General features: G+C 37.6%; 22 protein-coding genes and 1 other RNA gene. 13 read left to right on the top strand and 10 right to left on the bottom strand.

The window, feature by feature from the left end; translation table 11 throughout:
* Window positions 1-56: 56 nt before the first annotated feature.
* From AC6H22_RS01880 to AC6H22_RS01865, 4 genes are all read right to left on the bottom strand, one after another.
* The gene (locus AC6H22_RS01880) at window positions 57-569 is read right to left on the bottom strand and encodes an opacity family porin (protein ID WP_005634965.1); all 513 of its coding nucleotides are present in this window, start codon (window positions 567-569) and stop codon (window positions 57-59) included.
* 51 nt (window positions 570-620) lie between these two features.
* Window positions 621-1,136: a SprT family zinc-dependent metalloprotease gene (locus tag AC6H22_RS01875; RefSeq protein WP_046953520.1), complete on the bottom strand. Its 516-nt coding sequence runs from the start codon at window positions 1,134-1,136 to the stop codon at window positions 621-623.
* Between the two features lie 64 nt (window positions 1,137-1,200).
* Window positions 1,201-2,355, bottom strand: coding sequence for a methionine adenosyltransferase (gene metK, locus AC6H22_RS01870; RefSeq protein ID WP_005627231.1), 1,155 nt, complete (start codon window positions 2,353-2,355; stop codon window positions 1,201-1,203).
* Window positions 2,356-2,439: 84 nt separating this feature from the next.
* Window positions 2,440-3,021: an anthranilate synthase component II gene (locus AC6H22_RS01865; protein WP_032825562.1), complete on the bottom strand. Its 582-nt coding sequence runs from the start codon at window positions 3,019-3,021 to the stop codon at window positions 2,440-2,442.
* Between the two features lie 41 nt (window positions 3,022-3,062).
* Here AC6H22_RS01865 and AC6H22_RS01860 point away from each other — a divergent pair, with 41 nt between their 5' ends.
* Both AC6H22_RS01860 and AC6H22_RS01855 read left to right on the top strand, forming a co-directional pair.
* The gene (locus tag AC6H22_RS01860; protein WP_046953521.1) at window positions 3,063-4,049 is read left to right on the top strand and encodes an aminodeoxychorismate synthase component I; all 987 of its coding nucleotides are present in this window, start codon (window positions 3,063-3,065) and stop codon (window positions 4,047-4,049) included.
* A complete protein-coding gene (locus AC6H22_RS01855) occupies window positions 4,049-4,615 on the top strand; it encodes an aminotransferase class IV family protein (RefSeq protein ID WP_497515244.1) in 567 nt (188 codons plus the stop codon). The genes AC6H22_RS01860 and AC6H22_RS01855 overlap by 1 nt, the downstream gene beginning before the upstream one ends.
* Before the next feature lie 39 nt (window positions 4,616-4,654).
* Here the strand turns inward: AC6H22_RS01855 and AC6H22_RS01850 are convergent, their stop codons facing one another.
* Complete coding sequence (locus AC6H22_RS01850) at window positions 4,655-4,999, bottom strand: DUF496 family protein (protein ID WP_497515242.1); 345 nt, start codon at window positions 4,997-4,999, stop codon at window positions 4,655-4,657.
* Between the two features lie 186 nt (window positions 5,000-5,185).
* Here AC6H22_RS01850 and serC point away from each other — a divergent pair, with 186 nt between their 5' ends.
* Both serC and hisC read left to right on the top strand, forming a co-directional pair.
* Window positions 5,186-6,274 (top strand): 3-phosphoserine/phosphohydroxythreonine transaminase, encoded by a 1,089-nt coding sequence (gene serC / locus AC6H22_RS01845; protein WP_497515240.1) that lies wholly within the window; start codon window positions 5,186-5,188, stop codon window positions 6,272-6,274.
* A gap of 89 nt (window positions 6,275-6,363) precedes the next feature.
* Complete coding sequence (gene hisC / locus AC6H22_RS01840; RefSeq protein WP_497515238.1) at window positions 6,364-7,464, top strand: histidinol-phosphate transaminase; 1,101 nt, start codon at window positions 6,364-6,366, stop codon at window positions 7,462-7,464.
* A 75-nt stretch (window positions 7,465-7,539) separates the two neighbouring features.
* On the opposite strand, the gene grxD is transcribed toward hisC, so the two are convergent.
* Together grxD and ompA are read right to left on the bottom strand one after the other, a co-directional pair.
* The gene (gene grxD, locus AC6H22_RS01835) at window positions 7,540-7,863 is read right to left on the bottom strand and encodes a Grx4 family monothiol glutaredoxin (protein WP_005627223.1); all 324 of its coding nucleotides are present in this window, start codon (window positions 7,861-7,863) and stop codon (window positions 7,540-7,542) included.
* 150 nt (window positions 7,864-8,013) lie between these two features.
* Window positions 8,014-9,093 carry a porin OmpA gene (gene ompA / locus AC6H22_RS01830; RefSeq protein WP_497515236.1) on the bottom strand — a complete coding sequence of 360 codons (1,080 nt, stop codon included), beginning with the start codon at window positions 9,091-9,093 and terminating at the stop codon, window positions 8,014-8,016.
* Between the two features lie 377 nt (window positions 9,094-9,470).
* Between ompA and ydiJ the strand changes: the two genes are divergently transcribed.
* The 7 genes from ydiJ to cydC all read left to right on the top strand — a co-directional run bounded on the left by ydiJ (window position 9,471) and on the right by cydC (window position 19,507).
* Complete coding sequence (ydiJ, locus tag AC6H22_RS01825; protein ID WP_497515233.1) at window positions 9,471-12,554, top strand: D-2-hydroxyglutarate dehydrogenase YdiJ; 3,084 nt, start codon at window positions 9,471-9,473, stop codon at window positions 12,552-12,554.
* 13 nt (window positions 12,555-12,567) lie between these two features.
* Window positions 12,568-12,984, top strand: coding sequence for a hotdog fold thioesterase (locus tag AC6H22_RS01820; protein ID WP_497515232.1), 417 nt, complete (start codon window positions 12,568-12,570; stop codon window positions 12,982-12,984).
* The gene (gene hemH / locus AC6H22_RS01815) at window positions 12,981-13,952 is read left to right on the top strand and encodes a ferrochelatase (protein WP_497513489.1); all 972 of its coding nucleotides are present in this window, start codon (window positions 12,981-12,983) and stop codon (window positions 13,950-13,952) included. The genes AC6H22_RS01820 and hemH overlap by 4 nt, the downstream gene beginning before the upstream one ends.
* 78 nt (window positions 13,953-14,030) lie before the next feature.
* Entirely contained in the window at window positions 14,031-14,888 is an 858-nt protein-coding gene (locus tag AC6H22_RS01810; protein WP_046953528.1) for a co-chaperone YbbN, read from the top strand.
* 109 nt (window positions 14,889-14,997) lie between these two features.
* Window positions 14,998-15,954, top strand: a complete 957-nt coding sequence (trxB, locus tag AC6H22_RS01805; protein WP_005646388.1) for a thioredoxin-disulfide reductase — start codon at window positions 14,998-15,000, stop codon at window positions 15,952-15,954.
* 62 nt (window positions 15,955-16,016) lie between these two features.
* On the top strand, window positions 16,017-17,777 hold the full coding sequence (gene cydD / locus AC6H22_RS01800; protein WP_046953529.1) for a heme ABC transporter permease/ATP-binding protein CydD: 1,761 nt from the start codon (window positions 16,017-16,019) through the stop codon (window positions 17,775-17,777).
* Window positions 17,777-19,507 (top strand): heme ABC transporter ATP-binding protein/permease CydC, encoded by a 1,731-nt coding sequence (gene cydC / locus AC6H22_RS01795; RefSeq protein ID WP_046953530.1) that lies wholly within the window; start codon window positions 17,777-17,779, stop codon window positions 19,505-19,507. The genes cydD and cydC overlap by 1 nt, the downstream gene beginning before the upstream one ends.
* Window positions 19,508-19,526: 19 nt before the next feature.
* Here cydC and ffs read toward each other — a convergent pair.
* Window positions 19,527-19,625: signal recognition particle sRNA small type (ffs, locus tag AC6H22_RS01790), an RNA gene on the bottom strand.
* Window positions 19,626-19,753: 128 nt separating this feature from the next.
* Here ffs and nrdG point away from each other — a divergent pair.
* Window positions 19,754-20,221 (top strand): anaerobic ribonucleoside-triphosphate reductase-activating protein, encoded by a 468-nt coding sequence (gene nrdG / locus AC6H22_RS01785; protein ID WP_046953531.1) that lies wholly within the window; start codon window positions 19,754-19,756, stop codon window positions 20,219-20,221.
* A gap of 55 nt (window positions 20,222-20,276) precedes the next feature.
* Here nrdG and hpt read toward each other — a convergent pair whose 3' ends face one another.
* Both hpt and pmbA read right to left on the bottom strand, forming a co-directional pair.
* On the bottom strand, window positions 20,277-20,816 hold the full coding sequence (hpt, locus tag AC6H22_RS01780) for a hypoxanthine phosphoribosyltransferase (protein WP_046953532.1): 540 nt from the start codon (window positions 20,814-20,816) through the stop codon (window positions 20,277-20,279).
* A 211-nt stretch (window positions 20,817-21,027) separates the two neighbouring features.
* Window positions 21,028-22,383, bottom strand: coding sequence for a metalloprotease PmbA (gene pmbA, locus AC6H22_RS01775; protein WP_046953533.1), 1,356 nt, complete (start codon window positions 22,381-22,383; stop codon window positions 21,028-21,030).
* Window positions 22,384-22,471: 88 nt separating this feature from the next.
* Between pmbA and yjgA the strand changes: the two genes are divergently transcribed.
* On the top strand, window positions 22,472-23,008 hold the full coding sequence (gene yjgA / locus AC6H22_RS01770; RefSeq protein ID WP_046953534.1) for a ribosome biogenesis factor YjgA: 537 nt from the start codon (window positions 22,472-22,474) through the stop codon (window positions 23,006-23,008).
* Window positions 23,009-23,026 lie beyond the last annotated feature (18 nt).

Here is a 23,026-nt window from a genome sequence, read left to right as displayed (position 1 = left end):
GACAATCACCGTTAAATTAAAGTGTTTAATAAAAAGAATTTTACGTATTGTAAAAATTAGAATCCGTAACCTACACCAACTTTCGCACCATAGTTATTAACTTTGGTGTTATCAAAACTACCTAGGCGGTTATACTCAACACCACCATTTGCATACCAGTTACCATCTAATTTATATTTAGCACCCGCTACAACACCATAGCCAATTTTAGTTTCAGAAGAACTTTTATATACTTGGTTAGCTCTATTATCATATTTGAATTGGTTAGCTGCAACACGAGCCCCTACATAAGGTTCAACTTTAGAATTTGTATCAAAATCATATAATACTGATGCACCTAAACCGTGAATTTTCGCACCATCAACTTTTCCGTGATGAGTATAATCACCCGCAACACGCGTATTTCCTAATTTATAACCAACCGCTACACGAGGTTCAATTCGAGTGTTATTACTACCGTTTGCTTTAGTTTGAGATAAACCGATATCGCCTTCAGCATAGATATTCGCATTTGCAACAGAAGCAAAGGCAAATGCACCCACAATAACTGCTAATAAAGATTTTTTCATTGGATAACTCCTTTATTTATTGAATATAACTGGAAGAATATATCACAAAAATCATTCTGTTTCATCGACAAAAACTAATTTTCCTTTACATTTTCTACATAAATATTCAATCTTTTCTCTTACTATTCTATTATGGCGACGAATACTTAGAAAATGAGTTTGACACGTACATCGATATTCAAAGGTTTTACCTTGCACATTTTTTGTATCAAATTGATGGCAAGTATCTGAGGGAAGCTTAAAAATTTCATTCATTACAATCTGCCATTCCCGCCCATGTGGTTTTACACGACCAAACATTTGATACACAATCAAATGCGCAACCTCATGCGGCACGACTTGTCGAATAAATTCATCCGCGTTTTCTAATAACAAAGTGCGGTTAAATTTTATTTCATTTTTTTGTAGGTAAGCCACGCCTGCCTTTATGCCACGCAACTCATAATTTACCTCAGGCATTGTAAATTTTCGCTTAAAATAAGCCTCTGCAAGCTGCAAAGACTGATTCAATTTACGTTGCACTTGCATTTTTAGATGACGAAATGGAATTTGCTCTATTGATGTCATGATTGAAAAGAAAAAACCGCTAGATAAGCGGCTTTTATATAATTTACTAAATTAAAAAATAAGATTATTTTAATCCTGCTGCAACACGTAATTCTGCTGCACGATCCACTTTTTCCCAAGGGAATTGCTCACGACCGAAATGACCATAAGCTGCTGTTTCACGATAGATTGGTTGAATTAAATCTAACATTTTAATTAAGCCATAAGGACGTAAATCAAAGAATTCACGAACTAATGACACTAATAATTCATTCGCAACTTTTCCAGTTCCAAAGGTTTCAACCATGATTGATGTTGGATCAGCCACACCAATCGCATAAGAAAGTTGAATTTCACAACGATCTGCAAGACCTGCTGCAACAATATTTTTTGCGACATAGCGTGCAGCATAAGCAGCGGAACGGTCAACTTTAGATGGATCTTTTCCTGAGAATGCGCCACCACCGTGACGAGCGGCACCACCGTAAGTATCTACGATAATTTTACGACCAGTTAAACCACAATCCCCCATCGGTCCACCAATAACAAAACGGCCAGTCGGGTTAATAAAGAATTTTGTTTCTTTAGAAAGCCATTCACTTGGTAATACCGGTTTGATAATTTCTTCCATCACACCTTCATGTAAATCTTTTTGGCTAACTTCTTCAGAATGTTGAGTAGAAAGCACAACCGCATCCACACCAACAATTTTATTATCTTCATATTTTAACGTTACTTGGCTTTTCGCATCTGGGCGTAACCATGCTAGTTTACCGCTTTTACGCACTTCAGCTTGTTTTTCCATTAAACGGTGTGCATAAGTAATAGCTGCAGGCATTAATACATCCGTTTCATTTGTAGCATAACCAAACATTATACCTTGGTCGCCTGCGCCTTGATCTAATGGATTTTCACGATCAACGCCTTGATTAATATCTGCAGATTGTTTACCAATCGCATTTAGCACCGCACAAGAATGGCCATCAAAACCCATTTCAGAATGTTCATAACCAATATCACAAATCACTTTACGCGTTAAATTCTCAATATCGACCCATGCTGATGTGGTAATTTCACCACCAACCAATGCCATACCGGTTTTTACGTAGGTCTCACAAGCTACTCGTGCTTTTGGATCTTGTTTTAGAATTTCATCAAGTACCGCATCAGAAATTTGATCAGCAATTTTATCTGGATGCCCTTCAGAGACTGATTCGGATGTAAATAAATAGCTAGACATATTTTCTCTCTTTTTCTTTTAAATTTAGATGTATTGACGTATAGACGTCTATAATACGTATTTTTGCTTAATAAGCAAGCGCTATTATTGATTAATCGCAGCAGGAATAGTCAACCAATTACGCAAAATTTGCTCACCGAAGTCTGACATATAAGACTCTGGATGAAACTGAACACCATAAATTGGTAAAGATTTATGCTCCATAGCCATGACCACGCCTTCATCACAAAGTGCGGTAATTTCTAGGCAACTAGGAAAATCTTTTTTCTGTACGCCCCAAGAATGATATAGCCCGATATTAAATTCGCTTGGAAGGCTAAAAAATAATGGAGAATTTGACCGTACTTTTAAAATTCGTTTCTGGCCATGACGGACTTTCTGTAAGTTATACAATGTACCACCAAAAAATTCACATAAGGTTTGATGCCCTAAACACACACCTAAAATAGATTTTTGCTGATAATATTTTTCCAACATAGAAAAAAGTTGTGGATAAACTCGTGGTACATCAGGCCCTGGCGAAATCAATATATGACTATATTTTTCCGCTGTACTTTCCTTTAAATCTTCCACGTTTAAAACATCATAAGGCACATTTAATTTTCGAATTAAATCCACCAAGTTAAAAGTAAAAGAATCGTGATTATTAATGATGAGTAATTTCATAACCGCTCGGCATTCGTTATAATCGAGCAATTTTACGCAAAATGACACAAAGCACAATGCAACATTTTATTGAACAGGCTAATCATTATGGCAAACAACGCACGCCATTTTTCTTTCTCATTGATTTTGAAAAAGAAAAACCATTGATTTGTCCTCTCGAAAATTCTGCACAACAAGGCATTTATTTTGATATTTTAGGGAAAAGAAATTGCACAATTTCTCCACAACCTCTCCCTCTTAATTTTACCAAACATCCAATACCCTTCTCGCATTATCAACAAGGTTTTGAACTTGTTCAAAGTGAATTGCAAAAAGGCAATTCTTATTTATTGAATCTCACCTATCCGACTGAAATTTCAGGAAATATTTCACTTGAACAAATTTTTCATCAAACAAATGCACCTTATAAATTGTGGTTACAAGATCAATTTGTTTGCTTCTCACCAGAATGTTTTGTCAATATTCATGACAACAGCATTTTTACTTATCCCATGAAAGGGACAATTAATGCCTCTCTGCCCGATGCAGAAAATCAGTTACTCACAAATGAAAAAGAACAACGCGAGCATTACACAATTGTTGATTTAATGCGTAATGATTTATCCATGGTGGCAGAAAACATTCAGGTGAAAAAATTTCGTTATATCGATCGCATCAAAACACAAAAAGGTGAAATACTCCAAACCAGTTCTGAAATTTGCGGAAAATTGAATGAAAACTGGCAAAATCAAATTGGAGATATTTTATCGAAACTCTTGCCTGCTGGTTCAATTAGTGGCGCTCCAAAAGAAAAAACCACACAAATTATTCAACAAGCAGAAAAACAAAAACGCGGTTATTACACAGGAATTTTTGGCATATTTGATGGTAAAACACTACAAAGTGCGGTGGCCATTCGATTTATTTCCCAAGTAGATGAAAAATTTTATTTTCATAGTGGAGGCGGGATTACCATTCATAGCAATGTGCAAGATGAATATGAAGAATTGTTAGAAAAAGTCTATTTACCGATTGAAGGTGCTGATTAATGTATTCTCTATTTGAAACCCTTTGTATTGAAAACGGGACAATTCAAAATATCGATTTACACCAAACACGGTATGAACGTAGTTTGCGTGAATATTATGGCAAAAGTGCGGTGAAAATTTTTAATCTTTTTTCACTCATTCAACTGCCTGCTTACTTACAAAATCGATTAGTTCGCTGCCGCATTAATTACAATGCCGAAACCACACAAATTCAATATTTTGAATACCATCAAAAAATTTACCGCACTTTTCAACCTGTAATTTGTGATGACATAGAATATGGCTTGAAATACGCTGATCGCAGTTTAATTAATACATTATTTGCTCAACGTGGTGCTTGTGATGAAATTATTATTATCAAAAATGGAAAAGTGACAGATTGTTCCATTGGTAATTTAATTTTCCGCCAAGGAAAAAAATGGTACACGCCAGACACGCCATTGCTTTTAGGCACACAACGAGAAAAATTATTACAAGAAGGGAAAATTCAAGAAACCACTATATTTCAAGAAGATATTGTCAATTTTGATGAAATTAAAATCATTAACGCAATGAATAGCTTATAAAAAATAAGCCGACTGATTCAGCCGGCTATTTCATTACAATTATTTTTCAGAATTTTTCAATAATTCCGCATGAGCTTTTTTCTGACTTTTCATTTTCGCACTGATCTCACGACGTTGCGTAGAAAGCTCTGCATTGCGAATCGTATAATCATCAACACGACCTTCATAGTCATCACGCATACTTTCAATAATTCCACGCACCTCTTCGATGGTCATATCATCACGAATGTATTGATTTAAGTTATCTAACAATAATACGCGTTTTTGATTGTCACGGATTTTACGATTATTGTCTTCAATATCGCGCTTAATTTTGTTTTTCGAACGATACATACGCACGTATTCCAACACCTCTTGGAAAGATTGCTTGTTTACAGTTTCCATAATGACTCTCTTTTAGTAAGAAAATTGATGGCGGTAATGTAGCCTCTTTTTGGTAATTCGTCAAAAGCTGAAAGTAAATTTTGTGAGTCAGCTCAAAAAAATTTTTTATTTACCCAAAAAGCGTTTGATTCTCTGCTTTTGTAATGATAAAACAGATTCAACTATCTACAAAAATAAGGAAACACAATGTCACAAGTCTTTAATTTTAGCGCTGGCCCAGCGATGATTTTTCCAGAAGTACTACAAAAAGCACAAGGTGAACTGACAAACTGGCTCAATCAAGGTGTGTCCGTGATGGAAGTAAGCCATCGCGGTAAATATTTCATGGAACTTATTGCTCAAGCAGAAAAAGATCTACGTGAGGTTTACAATATTCCTGATAACTATCGCGTACTTTTCCTACAAGGCGGTGCTCGCGGTCAATTTTCAGCAATTCCGATGAACTTAATCGGTAAAAAAGGCAAAGCCCTTTATTTAAATAGTGGGCATTGGTCAGCTACAGCAGCAAAAGAAGCAAGAAATTTTGCAGAAATTGATGAAATCAGTATCGTAGAAAATGGCGAACAGACTCGAATTACTAATCTTGATTTTAGCCATATCGCTGATCAATATGACTACGTTCATTATTGCCCGAATGAAACTATCAGTGGTGTAGAGATTTTTGATGTACCAAATGTGGGCGATGCCATATTGGTCGCTGATATGTCTTCAAATATTCTTTCACGCCAAATCGATATCAGTAAATTTGGTGTAATTTATGCTGGTGCGCAAAAAAATCTTGGTCCTGCGGGCATTACATTAGTCATTATTCGTGATGATTTAATCGGTAATGCACGTAAAGAAACCCCATCTATTTGGAATTATGCTACTCAACGTGATGCAGACTCAATGATCAATACACCACCAACATTTGCTTGGTATTTATGTTCCCTCGTATTTAAACATCTTAAAGAAATGGGTGGCTTAGAGGTGATCGCAAAACGTAATACGCTAAAAGCACAAACCCTTTATGATTATATTGATTCGAGCAAACTTTACCGCAATGTGGTAGCAAAAGAAAACCGCTCAACAATGAATGTCACTTTCATCACAGGCAATCCTGAATTAGATGCCAAATTTGTCGCAGAGTCTACTGCTGCGGGCTTACAAGCATTGAAAGGTCACAAGGTTTTAGGTGGAATGCGAGCATCTATTTATAATGCTATGCCACAGGAAGGTGTTGAAGCACTCATTTCATTTATGAAAAAATTTGAAGCTGAAAATCTTCCTAAATAGTTAAAGAACATTTTCAATGGGCGTATTCACTACGCCCAAATTTACTTGAAAATTCATCCTAATCCACATCAATATTTTCAAATAACACTATGCAGTACATCAACATTGCCAATCATGGCGTAAAATCCTTATCACCTTACCAAGCTGGTAAACCGATTGAAGAATTAGAACGAGAAATTGGTATTTCCAATATCGTTAAACTTGCCTCAAATGAAAACCCATTTGGTTTTCCAGAAAGTGCAAAAAAAGCAATTTTCGAACAATTAGATAAACTGACTCGTTATCCAGATGCGAATGGCTTTGAACTAAAACAAACTATCGCAAAAAAATTTGGTGTTCAACCAAATCAAATTACGCTCGGAAATGGCTCAAATGATTTATTAGAACTTTTTGCTCACACCTTTGCAACCGAAGGCGATGAAATCATTTATTCACAATATGCCTTTATTGTTTATCCTTTAGTAACTAAAGCGATTAATGCAGTTGCAAAAGAAATTCCAGCTAGAAATTGGGGACACGATTTACAAGGATTTTTGACTGCACTTTCTGATAAAACAAAGCTAATTTACATTGCTAATCCCAATAATCCAACGGGTAATTTTTTAACGTCACAAGAAATTGAAGATTTTTTAGCAGAAGTTCCCCAAAATGTAATCGTGGTATTAGATGAAGCCTACACTGAATTTACCAGATCTGAAGAACGAGTAGACTCTTTCAGTTTATTAAAAAAATATTCAAATTTAATTATTTCACGCTCTCTTTCTAAGGCCTATGGCTTGGCGGGTTTACGCATTGGTTATGCTGTATCTAATCCTGAAATCGCAGATTTATTAAATCGAGTTCGACAACCATTTAACTGTAATTCTTTGGCGTTAACCGCTGCTGTTGCCGTAATGAATGATGATGAATTTGTTGAAAAAGTAGCTGAAAATAATCGATCAGAAATGAAACGTTATGAAGAATTCTGCCAACATCATCAATTAGAATATATTCCTTCCAAAGGAAATTTTATAACGATTGATTTCAAACAACCTGCCGCACCAATTTATGATGCATTATTACATGAAGGCGTAATTGTTCGCCCAATCGCTGGGTATGGCATGCCGAATCATTTGCGCGTAAGTATTGGTTTACCTGAAGAAAATGATCGATTTTTTACCGCACTTTCTAAGGTATTAAAGCTTGCCTAGACTATTTATTCAATAAAAAACAAATTTATTTGTATAAAAAAACCCGCTATAAGCGGGTTTCATTTTTCTCATATCTTAAGCGTGTTTTGCTGCAACTTCAGCTAATAAAGTTTGTAATTCACCAGATTGATACATCTCTAAAATGATATCACAACCACCAATTAATTCTCCCTCCACCCATAATTGTGGAAAAGTTGGCCAGTTTGCATATGCTGGTAATTCAGCACGAATATCTGGATGTTGCAAAATATCTACATAACCAAAAGGTACTTTACAATTCATCAATGCTTCAGATGCACGAGCAGAAAATCCACAAGATGGTAATTTTGGTGAACCTTTCATATAAATAAGAATTGGATTTTCACTAATTTGCTTTTTGATTTTGTCTAAGGTTTCCATAATGTTCCCTATAAATAAATGAGAACCGCATTCTATCATAAGTTAAAACTTGATTGAAATGCTTGGTTTTAGATTCATATAAAACAAAAGGCCTAAACCGAAGTTTAAGCCCTTTGCTGTATTTAATCTTTCGTTAAACGAATACTAAAATTATTTAGTACCGTTAACTGCGATTTCTACACGACGGTCTGGAGCAAGACAAGCGATAAGCGCTTTACGACCTTTAACTTGGTCACAAGTTGCGCCAGTCACTGGGTTTGCTTTACCATAACCAGTTGCAGAGATTGCATCTGCAGAAACACCTTTAGCTACGAAGTAGTTAGCTACAGTGTCAGCACGACGTTGAGAAAGTTTTAAGTTACCAGCGTCAGAACCGATACGGTCAGTGTAACCAGCAACAGCTACTTTAGCGTTGTTAACTTGTGCGATTTCACCGTAGATACCATCTAAAGCTGCTTGAGCTTGTGGTTTTAAGTTTGCTTTACCGAACGCGAAAGTTACATCAGAGTTTAAGTTGAAAGTTTTGCTTACAACTTCAGGTGCTGCTACAACTGGAGCAGCGCCTTGACCGAAACGGTAAGAAACACCAGCATTGATAGAACCAATCCATGGAGAATAGTTTACACGATGACCGTCTTCATCATTAAAACGACCCACCTTATTCACCCATTGATATTCTAAACGAGCTGCTAATTCAGGCAAAATAGCATATTCTAAACCAGCTGCAAACACAGGGGAAACATGTAAATTATGTTGTTTACGTTTTCCATCAAAAGTTGCATTTTCTTGAGGATCTGCTGCATATGCTGCTTTAGTAATTTTAATATCAGATCGAACTAAAGCGACACCTGCACGTCCATAAAGATCTAACCCATTTAAACCTACTAGGCTACCCACATCATAACTACCTTTTAAAGTTAGATGAGCACCATGAGCGGTATGCTTACCTAAAGGTTGAGCATCTGAACGGTATCTAACACGACCAAAATCGTCATAACCTAATTCAACCGCTAAACCTAAGTTATCTTGATTTAAAATTTGATAACCACCGAATACTCCATAAGTGAAAGAATTACGGTGATAACCTGGAGCTAGATCTCTGATACCATTATGGAAAGATGCTTGACCAGCTTTAACACCTGCATAGAAAGTGTTTTCTTGTGGAGCTGCTTGAGCTACTGAAGCTGCTGCTAAACCAGCAACTACTAATGCGATTGCAGTTTTTTTCATTTTTGATGTCCTCTATTTAGTCATCGAATAGTAATAAAAAAGTGTCCTTGTTTATACTGAACTTTTAATTAAAGTTGCATTCTAAACAGTCGCTTAACTAGGGTTTTGAATTTGCCCTACTTTTTACCTTTTGACAAATTCAATTCCTTTGTTTACGCCAAAGGAACGTTCAAAAGTGCGCTTATTATCCTATAAAAATCGAAAAGATCAAATTCTTTTGAACTTTTTGTTTGTTTTTTATCCAAAAATACTCTTTTCTTGACTAATTTACTCCATAAAACGCTTCTTAAAAACGCTCAAAATCTAATTCGACATTGTTCGCACCTTAAGATATTATCAAGAACCTGCCGTTTTTACCTTCAAATGAGTTAAATGCTATGTTGCCAAGTCTAAATCACACTCCACAAATTGAACAAGATGTCCTTAACTATCTCCAAGCACTTAAAAAGCAGCACTTTGAAGGTGATATAGCGACAAACTATTCAGATAGATTAAGTCTTGCTACGGATAACAGCGTTTACCAACAGCTTCCTCAAGCGATTCTTTTTCCAAAAACGGTTGCTGATATAGTGCGTATAACAAAATTGGCAAATTTACCTGAATATCAATCGCTCAGCTTTACACCTCGCGGTGGAGGTACGGGCACAAATGGACAATCTATCAATAACAATGTAATAGTGGATCTCTCTCGCTATATGACTGCTATTTTAGAGCTCAATGTAAAAGAACGTTGGGTTCGAGTACAAGCCGGCGTAGTAAAAGATCAACTTAATCAATTTTTAAAACCACATGGTTTGTTCTTTGCCCCAGAGTTATCCACCAGCAATCGAGCGACTTTAGGCGGAATGATTAATACGGATGCATCAGGACAAGGTTCATTGCAATATGGTAAAACCTCTAATCATGTTTTGGCATTACGCGCAGTATTAATGAACGGTGAGATTTTAGATACAAGTGCGGTCAATTCTATTGATGTTTTAGAAAACATCGATGCGCTTGAATTAAATGAGTGTAGCAAAAGACTCCATCAAACCATTGCGCAACACTGTAAAGAAAAAAGAGCGGTAATCATTAAAGATTTGCCACAACTTAACCGTTTTTTAACGGGATACGATCTCAAAAATGTATTCAATGAAGATGAAAGTGAATTTAATCTCACTAGAATTCTCACTGGCTCTGAAGGTTCTCTCGCATTTATTTGTGAAGCCAAACTCAATCTTCTGCCAATTCCTCAGTATCGCACGCTCATCAATATTAAATATCGTTCTTTTGATGCGGCATTACGCAATGCACCCTTTATGGTGAAAGCAAATGCGCTTTCTGTGGAAACCATTGATTCCAAAGTATTAAACCTCGCCAAACAAGATATTATTTGGCACTCGGTGAATGAACTTCTTACAGAAGATGAAAAAGATCCAATTCTTGGTTTAAATATTGTGGAATTTGCTGGTAACAATAAAGAAAAAATAGACCGCCAAGTCACCGCACTTTGTCGCTCACTTGATGAAAAAATTGAACACAATCAAGATCACATTATTGGCTACCAAGTTTGTTCTGATTTACCTTCTATTGAACGTATTTATGCAATGCGCAAAAAAGCAGTGGGCTTACTTGGCAATGCAAAAGGTGCAGCCAAACCGATTCCTTTTGTAGAAGATACTTGTGTCCCCCCAGAAAATCTTGCAGATTACATCAGTGAATTTCGCGCTTTATTAGACAAGCACAATTTACAATATGGCATGTTTGGGCACGTCGATGCGGGCGTGTTGCATGTTCGCCCTGCGCTTGATTTATGCGATAAAGAACAAGTGAAATTATTTAAACAAATTTCAGATGAAGTGGCAGAACTTACGATTAAATATGGTGGATTACTCTGGGGAGAGCATGGAAAAGGCGTGCGTTCCCATTACGGCGAAAAATTCTTTACGCCAGAACTCTGGCACGAACTTCGTTATATCAAAACCTTGTTTGATCCGAACAATCGCTTAAATCCTGGTAAAATCTGTACGCCTTTGGATTCCAAAGAGGAACTTTATTCTATTCTTTCGCCGATGCGAGCTGATAACGATCGTCAAATTCCTATCCAAATACGAGATGAATTTAAGGGTGCGATGAACTGCAATGGGAACGGATTATGTTTCAATTTTGATGAACACAGTATTATGTGCCCATCGATGAAAGTCAGTAAAAACCGCGTATTTTCACCTAAAGGTCGCGCAGCCATGGTTCGAGAATGGCTTCGATTGATGGCAAATAAAAATGTTTCGCCCGAACAATTAGACTTACGTAAAACAGAAATAAAAGTAACCGCACTTGTGAAAAGACTAAGCAATACGGTTCAAAAATGGCGAGGCGATTATGATTTTTCTCACGAAGTGAAAGCTGCAATGGACACTTGCCTTGCTTGTAAAGCCTGTGCGAACCAATGCCCGATTAAAATCGATGTACCAAGTTTCCGTGCGAAATTCTTTCATTTTTATCACAGCCGCTACTTACGACCGGCAAAAGATCACATTGTGGCAAATTTAGAAATCGCTGCGCCTTATATGGCAAAACAGGCAAAATTCTTTAATTATTTTACCAAGCTAAAAGTCACGAAAACATTAGTGGAAAAAACGCTAGGCATGACCGATTTGCCTTTGCTTTCTGAACCCAATTTGCAACAACAGCTGGTGGAAATTCATTATCAAGGCAAATCCTTGGAAGAATTGGAAGGCCTAAGTGCGGTAGAAAAAAACGATATTTTATTTATTGTGCAAGACCCTTATACCTCTTACTATGATGCGAAAGTGGTACGCGATTTTGTTATGCTTACGAAGAAATTAGGCTTTACACCAATTCTGTTGCCATTTAAACCAAACGGCAAAGCAATGCACATTAAAGGTTTCTTAAACCGCTTTAGCAAAACCGCACAAAACCAAGCCGAGTTTTTAAATCGAATGGCAAAATTAGGCATTCCACTTGTAGGCGTTGATCCAGCCATCGTGCTGTCTTATCGAGACGAATACAAAGAAGCACTACAAGAAAAACGGGGCGACTTTCACGTTCTCACCGCACATGAATGGTTAAAACAAAGATTACAAAATGCGGCGTTACAAGATAAACTGAAAAACATCGCCAAAACTGACCGCACTTCCGATTGGTATTTATTCCCGCATTGTACGGAATCTACTTTTATGCCCAACAGTCCAAAAGAATGGCAAGAAATTTTTGGAAGATTTGGACAACAACTTAATGTAGAAAAAGTAGGATGTTGCGGTATGGCTGGTGTATTTGGACATGAAGTGCAAAATCAAAAAATGAGCCGAGAAATTTACGATGTATCGTGGCATAAAAAGCTGCATGGAAAAGATCCGCACTTTTGTTTAGCAACTGGTTATTCTTGTCGCAGTCAGGTAAAACGTTATGAACATGTGGTGCTAAAACACCCTGTGCAGGCATTATTAGAAATTTTAGCGTAATGAAAGGAACATCATGATTTGGCAAAAAAACTTCACGCTCGAAAACTTAAATCAACTTTGCTCCAACAGTGCAGTTAGTCATCTTGGGATTGAAATTTCTGCTTTTGGCGAGGACTGGATTGAAGCGACAATGCCTGTGGATCATCGCACTATTCAGCCATTTGGTGTGTTGCACGGCGGGATTTCAGTTGCTTTAGCTGAAACAATTGGTTCTCTTGCGGGTTCGCTTTGTTTAGAAGAAGGCAAAACTGCGGTTGGATTGGATATTAACGCCAATCATCTTCGCCCAGTTCGTTCAGGTAAAGTAACCGCAAAAGCCACGCCAATTAATTTGGGCAGAAATATCCACGTTTGGCAAATTGACATCCGCACAGAAGAGAATAAACTTTGTTGTGTTTCCAGATTAACCCTTTCCGTAATTAATTTATGACAAAACCAGTGAAAATCGGCGTATTACTTGCCAATCTAGGTACGCCAGATAGCCCGACACCGAAGTCAATTAGCCGTTATTTATGGCAATTTTTAACGGATCCTCGCGTGGTAGATTTACCGCGTTGCAAATGGTATCCACTGCTAAAAGCCATTATTTTGCCATTGCGTTCAAAACGTATCGCTAAAAATTATCAATCGATTTGGACAGAACAAGGCTCGCCTTTACTTGCCATTTCACAACAACAAAAAGACGCATTACAAGCCTATTTAGATAAGCAAAATATCGATACTCAAGTAGAAATTGCCATGACGTACGGCAATCCCTCAATGCAAAGTGCGGTGAAAAACTTGCTTAAAAATCAAGTTGAGCGAATTATTGTTTTGCCTCTTTACCCACAATACTCTAGCTCAACCACGGGCGCAGTATTTGATGCATTCTCTAATGCTCTTAAAGAAGAACGAGGATTAGTGCCTTTTGATTTCATCCATTCTTATCATGTTGATGAAAATTACATTAACGCCTTAGCCGATTCCATAAAAGTGCGGTTAAAACCCGATGAGTTTTTACTATTTTCTTATCACGGTATTCCTCTGCGTTATGAAAAAATGGGCGATTATTATCGTGAACATTGTAAACAAACGACTATTGCAGTTGTTAATAAGCTGGGCTTAACAGAAAACCAATGGGGAATGACGTTTCAATCGCGCTTTGGGCGTGAAGAATGGCTACAGCCTTACACCGATAAATTTTTAGAATCAGCTGCAACACAGAACATTCAAAAAATTGCCGTTATTTGCCCAGGTTTCTCCGTAGATTGTTTAGAAACCATTGAAGAAATTGACAAAGAAAATCGAGAAAATTTCCTAAACAATGGCGGACACTCTTATCAATATATTCCCGCACTTAATGTAGAGCATGCACATATTGAAATGATGGGAAAATTGATCCTAGAAAAACTTGCTTAATAATAGAAATGGTAAAACGTTTCTAAAATCTTCCGCACTTTGCTAAAATCAGCCATTATTTTTTCACAAGGATAAAACATGGCTGATTTTCCTTTAATCGTTGACATCAACGAACAAAATCTTACTGAAATACTGCAACAATCCTTAGAAAAACCACTTGTCATCAATTTTTACGCGCCAACACATAAAGAATCGGCGGATTTTTTGGCACTACTTGAGCAAGTTGCAGAACAATATCAAGGACAATTTATTCTTGGGAAAGTAAATTGTGAAAAAGAGCAAATGATTGCCGCACAATTCCGCATCCAAGCATTGCCAACCACCTATTTGTTTAAAGAAGCACAGGCATTAGATGCATTCCCAGGTGCTCTTGATAAAGCGTCGTTAATCCAACGATTAAGCATTATTTTACCTAAAGAGGAAGATTTAAAATTCCAACAAGCATTAGATTTCTTGCAAGTAGAAAACTATGAGGCTGCATTGCCATTGTTGAAAGACGCATGGGAGCTTTCCGATAAGAAAAATAGTGATGTTGCCCTACTCTACGCTGAAACCTATATTGCAATGAAGAAAACGGAGCCAGCACAGGAAATTTTAAATCAAATTCCATTACAAGATCGCGATAGCCGTTGGCACGGATTACAGGCACAAATTGAGCTACAAATTCAAGCAGCCGATACACCTGAAATCCAGCAATTACAAGCCGATTATGCTAAAAACCCAACAGCTGAAATTGCAATAAAACTTGCTATACAACTTCATCAAGCTGGACGAAATGAAGAAGCGCTGACACTACTTTTCGGTATTTTAAAAACAGATTTAGGGGCACAGAATGGTGAAGTGAAACAACAATTTTTATCCATTTTAAGTGCAATGGGCAATGCTGATCCATTAACAAATAAGTTTCGCCGATTGCTTTATTCACTGCTCTATTAATCGAAAGGTTTATAATTGATAAGCTGTATGGAACAATTTCATGCATAGCAATCATTAGAATAAGCTTGAATTTAATTAATTCTCCTTTTACGAAAAACAAGGATTCTTTATGTCAGATATCAAACACGCAAAACTTTTAATTTTAGGCTCAGGCCCTGCTGGTTATACAGCAGCCATTTATGCGGCACGTGCAAACTTAAAACCTGTATTAGTGACTGGTTTGCAACAAGGTGGCCAACTTACCACCACAGATGAAATCGAAAACTGGCCAGGTGATTTTGAGATGACTACCGGTTCAGGTTTAATGCAACGCATGTTGCAACATGCAGAAAAATTTGAAACAGAAATCGTCTTCGATCATATCAATCGCGTAGATTTATCGTCTCGCCCATTCAAACTTTTTGGCGATGTACAAAATTTCACTTGTGATGCGTTAATTATCGCAACAGGCGCCTCTGCACGCTATATTGGCTTACCTTCAGAAGAAAACTACAAAGGTCGTGGCGTTTCTGCTTGTGCAACCTGTGATGGTTTCTTTTATCGTAATAAGCCAGTTGGTGTGATTGGTGGTGGAAATACTGCGGTAGAAGAAGCGCTTTACTTAGCCAATATCGCAAGTACAGTGCATTTAATCCACCGTCGCGATAGCTTCCGTGCGGAAAAAATCCTTATCGACCGTTTGTACAAAAAAGTGGAAGAAGGAAAAATCGTTCTGCATACTGACCGCACTTTAGATGAAGTGTTGGGTGACAACATGGGCGTAACCGGATTACGTTTAGCCAACACTAAAACTGGGGAGAAAGAAGAACTCAAATTAGATGGCTTATTCGTAGCGATTGGTCACTCGCCAAATACGGAAATTTTCCAAGGGCAACTAGAATTGAATAATGGCTATATCGTTGTAAAATCTGGTCTTGAAGGAAATGCAACTGCCACTTCTGTGGAAGGCGTGTTCGCAGCTGGCGATGTAATGGATCACAATTATCGCCAAGCCATTACCTCTGCCGGAACAGGTTGTATGGCAGCATTGGATGCAGAACGCTATTTAGATGCTCAAGAAGCATAAATTCTCTAACTAATTCCCCTCTTTTTAAAAGAGGGGAACTTTTTCTATATCACGATAAAACTATGAACAAACTTCGCCAAAAATATTTACAAAAATGGCTTCGCGCACAACAGGAACCTATCAAAAAATTAATGCGCGCAAACATTGTCCTAGCTACGCTTTCTGCACTCATTTTAGTCGCGCAAACTTATTTTCTTGCGACTTTGCTTGATAAACTGATTATGCAAAATGTGCCTCGTGATGAACTTATTCCTTATTTTCTCGGGCTAATTATCGGCTTCGGGATGCGTGCTATTATTTTATGGGCACGAGAAAAAATTGGTTTCCAAAGCGGACAATTATTACGCAATCATATTCGTCAAAAAATTCTGGATAAAATACATCTTGTGGGCCCTGCGACAATCAATCAAAAACCAGCTGGAAGTTGGGCAAGCATTATGTTGGAACAAGTAGAAAACTTACATAATTTCTATGCCCGTTTTCTGCCTCAACAAAGCCTTTCCGCTATTGTTCCAGTCGTTATTTTAATTGCTGTATTTCCGTTGAACTGGGCTGCAGGCTTAATCTTAATGATTACCGCACCGCTTGTTCCTCTGTTTATGATCATTGTCGGTATTGCTGCGGCTGACAACAGCCAAAAAAATATGGACACCCTTTCTCGCCTCAGTGCCCAATTTTTAGATCGCTTACGCGGCTTAGAAACCTTGCGTCTTTTTAACCGCACTTCTGAACAAACAGCGCATATTGAAAATGCCACTGAAGATTTCCGTGAAACCACAATGGATGTGCTAAAACTCGCTTTTCTCTCTTCTGCCGTATTGGAATTTTTTACCTCTATTTCCATTGCACTGATGGCGGTCTATTTTGGTTTTAGCTACTTAGGTCAAATTGAATTTGGCACCTATAATGCACCGCTTACACTTTTCACAGGTTTCTTTTGTTTAATTCTTGCACCTGAATTTTATCAACCCTTACGCGATCTTGGCGCTTATTACCACGACCGAGCAGCGGGTATTGGGGCAGCAGATGCCATTGTTGATTTCTTAGAATCCGATTATTTAACCGTTCATCAAAATGAAAAAACAATATCTTTAGAAAGTGCGGTTGAAATTTCTGCCGAAAATTTAGTGGTGCTTTCGACACAGGGTTCAGCGTTAACCAAGCCGTTAAATTTCCAAATCCCAGCAAATCACAATGTTGCACTTGTAGGACAAAGTGGCGCAGGGAAAACCTCGTTAATGAATGTAATTTTGGGCTTTTTACCTTATGAGGGCTCTCTCAAAATTAATGGTCAAGAACTTCGAGAAAGCAATCTAGCTGACTGGCGCATACATATTGCCTGGGTAGGACAAAATCCATTGTTATTACAAGGCACAATTAAAGAAAACTTACTACTTGGCGATATTCAAGCCAACGATGAAGAAATTAATCAAGCATTAATGCGTTCTCAAGCGAAAGAATTTACCGATAAACTTGGACTTCATCACGAAATAAAAGATGGTGGATTAGGCGTTTCTGTGGGTCAAGCGCAACGTCTTGCCATTGCTCGTGCTCTGTTACGCAAAGGCGATTTGCTTCTGCTCGATGAGCCAACCGCAAGCTTAGATGCGCAATCAGAAAATCTTGTTTTACAAGCATTGAATGAAGCAAGCCAGCATCAAACTACACTGATGATTACCCACCGAATTGAAGATTTGAAACAATGTGATCAAATTTTTGTGATGCAACGAGGAGAAATAGTACAGCAAGGTAAATTTGCCGAATTACAACATGAAGGTTTCTTTGCTGAGCTACTCGCTCAACGACAACAGGATATCCAATAATGCGCACATTACTTCCGTTTATACGTTTATTTAAATTCGCCAAATTTCCTCTTATTTTAGGCTTGGTGCTGATGATTTTAGGCTTAGGCTCTAGCATGGGCTTGCTTACCGTTTCAGGCTGGTTTTTAGCTGCTACAGCCATTGCAGGACTAGGCACGCTATTTAACTTTTTCTACCCATCAGCCAGCGTGCGAGGTTTAGCTATCGGACGAACCGTCATGCGCTATTTTGAAAAAATAGTGACGCATGATGCAACATTCCGTATTTTGTCCAAATTACGCGTACAAGTATTTGAAAAAATCATTCCTTTAAGCCCAGCAGTATTAAATCGTTATCGCAACAGCGATTTGTTAAATCGTTTAGTGTCCGATGTGGATACACTTGATAGTCTCTATTTACGTTTACTTGCGCCATTTTTCACTGCTGCATTTGTAATCATTGCCATGACGATTGGACTTAGCTTTATCAATATTCCACTCGCTCTTGGTTTAGGCTTATTTTTGTTAATTTTATTAATAATTATCCCAACTGTTTTCTATCGACTAGGACAGCAATTTGGTGAACGCTTAATCCAAGCACGCGCGACCTATCGAACCCAGTTTTTAGAATTTATCCAAGCACAAGCCGAGCTTTTATTATTTAATGCGGAAGATAAATTAAAAGAGAAAATGTCAGCTACAGAAAAAACATGGCAGGAAGATCAAGCCAAAGAAGCAAAATTAAGCGGATTTTCTACCGCACTTGTTCTCTTTCTTAATGGTTTATTAATTTCTGGAATGCTATGGTTTGCAAGTAACGCCGATTTTGGCACAGATGAATATCGCACGGCTTATATTGCACTTTTCACTTTTGCTGCACTTGCAGCCTTTGAGATCATCATGCCATTGGGTGCAGCATTTTTGCATATAGGTCAAGTTATTGCTGCTGCAGATCGAGTAACCGAAATCATTGAGCAAAAACCGCTTGTTGAGTTTAATGGCAACGAGGAATTTGAAACAAAAGTGCGGTTGATTTCTGCGAAGGATTTAAGTTTTTCCTATCCAGGGCAAGAAACGCTTGTATTAAAAAATCTTACATTAGATTTAGAACAACGCCAAAAAATTGCTATTTTAGGCAAAACTGGAAGTGGGAAATCTTCACTCCTTCAACTTTTAGTGCGCAATTATGATGCGAATCAAGGTGAACTTTTATTAGCAGAAAAACCCATTTCAGCATATTCAGAAGAGACATTACGCCGCAAAATTTGTTTTTTAACTCAACGTGTTCACGTATTCAGCGATACACTTCGTCAAAATTTACAATTTGCAAGTACGGATGAAATTTCTGATGAGAAAATGATTGAAGTGCTACATCAAGTTGGCTTAAGCAAATTACTTGAGCAAGAAGGAAAAGGTTTAAATCTTTGGCTTGGTGATGGCGGTCGTCCACTCTCCGGTGGGGAACAACGCCGTTTAGGTTTAGCGCGTATTTTACTCAATAATGCGCCAATTTTATTATTGGATGAACCAACAGAAGGCTTAGATCGCGAAACTGAACGTCAAATTTTACGTTTGATTCTACAACATGCCGAAAATAAAACCCTAATTATGGTCACTCACCGTCTCAGTTCAATTGAACAATTCAATAAAATTTGTGTAATTGATAACGGAAGATTAATCGAAGAAGGCGATTACAATAGCTTAATCACAAAAGAAAATGGGTTCTTTAAAAGATTGATTGAGCGGGTATAAGAAAGGAAGTTGGGCGGAAACCTTCCCAGCTTCTTCTCGGCACACAGTAATTCCGACTTTGGCTGCTTCCTTCCGGACCTGACCGAGTAAACCAGACACCGTTGCGAGAGACCGAGAAGGTTTCCATTGATATCGCAATGCGATTGCGCGCTATTATGCAGAAATTACCGCCGTATTGCAAAGACTAATTCAAAAGTGCGGTGAATTTGGCGAGAATTTAAGCCACATTTTCAGGATTTTAATGAAATGAACTACCTCCAATACTACCCGACCGATGTGATCAATGGCGAAGGTACAAGATGTACACTTTTCGTCAGTGGATGTACGCATGCTTGCAAAGGTTGCTATAACCAAAAAAGTTGGTCATTTTCAGCGGGTGTATTATTTGATGAAGAGATGGAACAACAAATCATCAATGATTTAAAAGACACACGCATTAAACGCCAAGGGTTGACGCTTTCAGGTGGCGATCCACTTCATCCGCGCAACGTAGAAACATTATTGCCATTTGTGCAACGCGTAAAACGAGAATGCCCTGATAAAGACATCTGGGTTTGGACGGGTTATAAACTAGATGAATTAGATAAACAACAACGTGCTATGTTGCCTTATATTGATGTGTTAATTGATGGGAAATTTATTCAAGAACAGGCAGATCCAAGTTTAGTTTGGCGAGGTTCAGCAAATCAAATTATTCATCGATTTAAGTTATAAAAGTGCGGCTAAAAATTCATTTAAAATTTCAACCGCACTTTTCAATAAAATCAAATTATTCTTCTAAAACAACTTTACCGATGTAGCCTAAATTACGATGGCGTTGCGCGTAATCGATACCATACCCAACCACAAATTCATCAGGAATTTCAAAACCAATCCATTCAACAGGCACTTCCACTTCCCGACGAGAAGGTTTATCAAGTAAAGTACAAATTGCAAGGCTAGCAGGCTCACGCAAATTCAAAATATCACGCACTTTTTCCAAGGTATAGCCCGTATCAATAATATCTTCCACAATTAAAACGTGTTTACCTTTTATATCACCGTCCAAATCTTTGGTAATACGAACGTCGTGATTAGTGGTCATGCCAGTGCCATAACTTGAAGTTGTCATAAATTCAATTTCCACAGGTAAATTTATCTGACGAACGATATCCGCCATAAACATAAAGGAACCACGTAAAAGCCCCACAACAACAAGGCTATCGATCTGTTTTTCTTGATAAAATTTTGTAATTTGAGCACCTAATTCAGCAATACGAGCATGAACATCGTTCTCTGAAATTAAAATGTCAACGTGGTGTTTTTTCATTGTGTTTCCTTATTAAATAACAGGGGATAAAATCGTTTGCTATTTTACAAAAAAAAGGCTGAAGTTTAAACCTTCAGCCTTTTTGAACCCTAACGAATTTACTTTCTACTCTACCTGTTGGAGCAACCTGCAATCGCTTAACAGATGTGCGTATAGTAACAGACATTTAGTTATTGTCAATAAGAATAATTCTCAATTTTAAAAATATTTTTTAATTTCCTGAAATTTTCATCTTATCTAACAAAATAGAACCAGTTTGGATGTTAGAACGATGCTCTATATCTTCAGCTACAGCAACCATATTCTTCAACATATCTTGCAATTGTCCCGCAATAGTAATTTCGGCGACTGGATATTGAATTTCACCATTTTCCACCCAAAAACCTGATGCGCCACGCGAATAATCGCCTGTAACAATATTGACACCTTGTCCCATGACATCCGTTACTAACAATCCTGTTCCCATTTGACGTAAAAGTGCGGTCAATCCTCCAGTTAAATTTGGCTTAACAAGCCAGTTGTGAATTCCACCAGCATGGCCAGTGCTTGGCATACCGAGTTTTTTACCACTGTAACTTGTCACTAAATAAGTTTGTAATATTCCATCTTCGACAATTTCACGATCTTGTGTACGAACACCTTCACTATCAAAAGGCGTTGAAGCCAAACGGCGCAATAAATGTGGTCTCTCACTGATATTGAACCAATCAGGTAAGACCTGTTTACCCAAATGATCGAGCAAGAAACTCGATTTTCTATATAAACTGCCACCACTTATTGCTGCGGCAAAATGAGAAATAAGGCCAGTTGCAACATCATTTAAGAAAATAACTGGCACTTCTCGTGTACTAAGTTTTTGAGGATTTAAACGAGAAACGACTTTCTTTGCACAATTTTCGCCAACCCAAATTGGCGATTGGAGTTTGTCAAATTCACGGGAAATTGTGTATTCGTAATCATTTTCTAAGGCATCTTCTACGCCACCAATAACCGAACAAGATAAGGAATAACGGCTTGATAAATAACTTTGCAACATGCCATGACTATTTCCATACACTTTCACGCCTGTATGTGAATTAAAACTTGCGCCATTACTATTTACAATGCGTTCATCAGCTTCTAAAGCCGCCTTTTCAGCCTGAAGTGCAAGTTCTGTTGCTTTATCAACATCCACATCAGCAGCATGATAAAGCGCTAAATCAGGCGCATCAAAAGCCATTAAATCCTTATCCGCAAGGCCTGTGCAATCATCGGGTGAAGTGTATTTTGCAATAGCAAGTGCGGCTTCCACTGCGTTTCGAATTGCACCTTCACTTAAATCTGATGTTGATGCATTGCCTTTTTGTTGTCCCATATAAACGGAAATACCCAATGCACCATCATTAGTAAATTCAACATTTTCAATTTCTTGCAAGCGTGTGGATACTGACAATCCGCTCACTTTAGTGACGGCGACTTCTGCAGTCGCGCCTGATTTTGTTGCTAATTCAACAGCAAAGCTAACTGCTTGACGTAATTCTTGTTCTTGAGCTTTCAAAAGTGCGGTTTGATTTTCGGCTATTTTCATTATTTTTTCCCGTTAAAAATTTGTCACATTTTATATTATTTTGAAACTTTGTGCTAAAATACGCGCCAAATTTTAGTTGAGAGAAATTATGGCAAAACGTAAGAAAAAAGAAGCTTTCGATTGGGAAGATAAAGACCAAGAAGAAATTATTTGGGTAAGTAAAAGCGAAATCAAACGCGATGCTGAAGATTTAAAACAACTTGGTGAAAAGATTGTCAATTTAACCAAAGCTAATCTTGCCAAAATCCCACTTGATGAATCCTTACTTGATGCCATTGAACTTGCACAGCGTTTACAAAAAGAAGCTCGTCGCCGTCAATTACAGTATATCGGCAAATTATTTCGAGGAATTGATGTTGAGCCTATTCGTGAAGCATTAGATAAAATCGAAAATAAACATAACCAACAGCAGGCCATGCTGCACAAAATCGAAAAAGTGCGGGATGAATTAGTAGAAAAAGGTGATGAGGCCCTAACCGATTTATTCAATGATTATCCTGATGTAGATCGTCAACAACTACGTAATCTTATTCGTTCTGCACAAAAAGAACGTGAGCAAAATAAACCATCGAAAGCCTATCGAGAAATTTATCAAATGCTCAAAACATTGATGTTAGAAGATTAAAAAATATTAAATTTTTAT

Source organism: Haemophilus sp. THUN1690 (assembly GCF_059704375.1).
The sequence above is the reverse complement of the archived record's forward strand: the minus strand, read 5'-3'. Positions and strand labels throughout refer to the sequence as shown.